Origin of the sequence: Streptococcus mitis (genome assembly GCF_001579035.1) — a bacterium.
GTDB classification, from domain to species: Bacteria; Bacillota; Bacilli; order Lactobacillales; family Streptococcaceae; genus Streptococcus; species Streptococcus mitis_J.
On record NZ_KQ970285.1, the window covers coordinates 375,527 to 379,041 of the forward strand.

At 41.1% G+C, this 3,515-nt stretch carries 5 protein-coding genes and 1 pseudogene; all 6 read left to right on the top strand.

All coding sequences use genetic code 11. The annotated features are described in order from the left end of the window. The gene (locus SMIDD26_RS01875; protein WP_134990085.1) at positions 1-528 is read left to right on the top strand and encodes a CPBP family intramembrane glutamic endopeptidase; all 528 of its coding nucleotides are present in this window, start codon (positions 1-3) and stop codon (positions 526-528) included. A 41-nt stretch (positions 529-569) separates the two neighbouring features. Beyond that, a pseudogene (blpZ, locus tag SMIDD26_RS01880) lies at positions 570-819 on the top strand (immunity protein BlpZ). A gap of 29 nt (positions 820-848) precedes the next feature. Beyond that, positions 849-1,460: a CPBP family intramembrane glutamic endopeptidase gene (locus SMIDD26_RS01885; protein WP_061438732.1), complete on the top strand. Its 612-nt coding sequence runs from the start codon at positions 849-851 to the stop codon at positions 1,458-1,460. A 160-nt stretch (positions 1,461-1,620) separates the two neighbouring features. Beyond that, positions 1,621-2,415 (top strand): cell cycle regulator CcrZ, encoded by a 795-nt coding sequence (gene ccrZ / locus SMIDD26_RS01890; protein WP_050294653.1) that lies wholly within the window; start codon positions 1,621-1,623, stop codon positions 2,413-2,415. After that, positions 2,412-3,047 (top strand): tRNA (guanosine(46)-N7)-methyltransferase TrmB, encoded by a 636-nt coding sequence (trmB, locus tag SMIDD26_RS01895; RefSeq protein ID WP_061438733.1) that lies wholly within the window; start codon positions 2,412-2,414, stop codon positions 3,045-3,047. Before ccrZ ends, trmB begins: the two co-directional genes overlap by 4 nt. Before the next feature lie 126 nt (positions 3,048-3,173). Further along, positions 3,174-3,515 (top strand): ribosome maturation factor RimP (gene rimP, locus SMIDD26_RS01900; protein WP_061438734.1); only part of this gene is annotated, 342 nt, incomplete at its 3' end.

A 3,515-nucleotide genomic window follows, 5' to 3' on the forward strand; every position in this document is an offset into this window, starting at 1 on the left:
ATCGGCTTGATGATTTGGATTTTGGTCAGGTCGGGTCATGCTTATCTCTTTCGTATCCCTAGAAAAAAGTGGTTGAGCTATTCTGTTCTGATGGTGTTAGCCGCTGTTGTACTTATCTGCTTTAACTATCTGACAGCTAAACACGTTCAGGGGACGAACGAAGGGTGGAATTTGTTTATAGCCTATAGTGAGACAAATTTTGCGGAGTTTGGTGTTTACCTAACCTTAATCGTACTAGGACCTCTGATGGAAGAATTGGTGTGTAGAGGACTGCTTCAACATGCCTTCTTTAAGAATTCGAGGTGGGGGCTGGATCTTCTCTTTCCGTCATTCTTATTTGCCTTGCCCCACTTTTCTAGCTTACCAAGTCTTGCAGATATTTTTGTCTATACGGCAGTGGGCTGTCTATTTGCCTGTCTAACACGTTATACGAAGAGTATCTATCCTTCTTATTCGATCCATATTGTTAATAATATCATCGCAAACTTACCATTTTTGCTCACTTTTCTACATAGGGTCTTGGGGTAAAAAAACCAAAGGCTTGCTTTTCAGCCATAGAGGAGGTCATCATGTATAAACGCTTATTTTTCCTAGATTCCAAAACCTTAGACTGGTTGACGCCCTATATTCTAGTCTTGGCTTCTGACACCATTGCTTTTAATGTTTTTGTGCTAACCTTTGTATCTGTTGTGGCCTTTTTATTTCCTAAACCCCATGCTATCTTTAATGGCTATCTTTTTAGGGGGTGGTTATGTGGTCGGATTTTGGTTACTCAAATGGTTTGTTTTGGAAAGGTTAGAGCTAAAGGATGACGCGTAGGAAGTCTGTTTGGTGAGGAGGATAGTTTTATGGAGTTTTTTGATAAATTTCATGCCTTGTGCTTTGGATTTTTAGTACTACTAATCGTCATTACAGTTCCTTATACGATTAACCACGGGGATTTTTTTCAAAATGAATCTGAATTGATTATTGTAAGTCTTCTAGTAACCTCGCTGAGTGTTGTTTATGCTAGACAGTTTGAAATGATTTCTTTTGGGATGTTAAGCAAGAAACAACTTTTGCTTTTCATTGCAATCTTTCTTCTAAGCGTTCTTGAGACGCTAGTTTATATTCATTTCTTCGCTGTTTCTTCTGGCGCAGGAGTTCAACACTTGGCGGAAGTCAGCAGAGGAATTTCCCTGTCTTTGATTTTGACTTCCTCAGTTTTTGGACCCATCCAGGAGGAACTCATTTTCAGAGGACTTCTTCAAGGTGCGGTTTTTGACAATTCTTGGTTAGGGATTGTGCTGACTTCCTCTCTCTTTTCTTTCATGCATGGACCTTCTAATGTCCCTTCGTTTATTTTTTATCTACTTGGGGGCTTATTACTGGGCTTTGCTTATAAAAAGAGCCAAAACTTATGGGTTTCTACTCTAGTCCACATGTTTTACAATGCTTGGCCACTCTTATATTATTTATAAAAATTATGAAAAGGTAAGTAGAAGATGGTGCTTGCCTTTTCTTTCTATAATGATACCCAAGCCAATCCAGAGGCTTTTCTTTGAGAATCGGGCGTGGAGCGGTTGACGAATAAGCCAAAAACTAGTAGAATAGTAAGGAAACTTTATACGGAGGAAAGAAATGGATTTGGGTGATAATGAGCTAACACTGACTCCCATACCTGGGAAAAGTGGCAAGGCTTATATGGGTAGCTATCCTGATGGGAAGCGCATCTTTGTAAAAATGAACACCTCTCCAATCCTACCTGGTCTAGCTAGAGAACAAATTGCTCCACAATTATTATGGAGTCGCCGTTTGGCAGATGGGCGTGATATGTGTGCTCAAGAATGGTTGACTGGCAAGATATTGACCCCCTATGATATGAATCGTAAACAAATCGTCAATATTTTAACCCGCCTTCATCGCTCACGTCCTTTGATGACACAGTTGAGTCGGTTGGGATATGCCATGGAAACACCTGTAGATTTACTACAGTCTTGGCAAGAAACGGTTCCAGACGCTTTGCGTAAAAATCATTTTATCAGTGAAGTGATGGCTGATTTACGTCAAACTATTCCAGGATTTAGAGAGGACTATGCGACCATTGTCCATGGAGATGTACGACATAGTAATTGGATTGAGACAGACAGTGGCTTGATTTATTTGGTAGATTGGGATTCGGTTCGCTTGACCGATCGCATGTTTGATGTGGCCCATATGCTCTGTCATTATATTCCAGAACATCAGTGGAAGGAATGGTTGACCTACTACGGTTACAAGTACAATCAAACAGTATTAAGTAAATTGTATTGGTATGGTCAATTGTCTTATTTGAGCCAGATTTCCAAGTATTATATGAACCAAGATTTAGAAAATGTCAATCGGGAGATTCATGGCTTGCGTCACTTCCGAGACAAGTATGGAAAGAGAAGATGAGAGTTAGAAATCGTAAAGGGGCGACAGAGTTACTAGAGGCAAATCCCCAGTATGTGGTCCTCAATCCCTTAGAAGCCAAGGGAAAATGGCGGGACTTGTTTGGCAATGACAATCCTATTCATGTGGAAGTTGGAAGTGGAAAGGGTGCCTTTGTTTCAGGTATGGCCAAGCAAAACCCTGGCATCAACTATATCGGGATTGATATTCAAAAGTCTGTTTTGAGCTACGCTTTGGACAAGGTGCTTGAAGTTGGAGTGCCTAACATCAAGCTCTTGTGGGTAGATGGTTCTGACTTAACTGACTACTTTGAAGACGGTGAGATTGATCGCTTGTATCTGAATTTTTCAGATCCTTGGCCTAAAAAGCGCCATGAAAAGCGTCGTTTGACCTACAAAACCTTCTTGGATACCTTCAAACGTATCTTGCCTGAAAATGGAGAAATTCATTTCAAGACAGATAACCGTGGCTTGTTTGAGTATAGCCTAGTGAGCTTTTCTCAGTATGGCATGACACTCAATGGTGTCTGGCTAGATTTGCATGCCAGTGATTTTGAAGGCAATGTCATGACAGAATACGAGCAAAAATTCTCCAACAAGGGGCAAGTTATCTATCGAGTTGAGGCAGAATTTTAAGAAATAGCCTAAAATCAGGCTGTATAAGTGCTTTTGCTTTACAGAAGTTGGCAAACGTGCTATACTAAGAGTAAGAATATGAGAAAGTGAGGCGGGGAAATATCTTCGCCTCTTGCTTATGAGGAGGTGGACGCAATCGCAACAATTGTAGAATTAGTCAGAGAAGTTGTAGAACCTGTCATCCAAGCGCCTTTTGAACTCGTGGATATCGAGTATGGAAAGATTGGCAGTGACATGATTCTCAGTATTTTTGTAGATAAACCTGAAGGAATTACCTTGAACGACACGGCAGACTTGACAGAAATGATCAGTCCTGTCCTAGACACCATCAAGCCAGATCCCTTCCCAGAACAATATTTCCTAGAAATCACCAGTCCAGGCTTGGAACGTCCTTTGAAAACCAAGGATGCCGTCGCTGGAGCGGTTGGGAAATACATCCATGTCGGGCTCTACCAAGCCATCGATAAG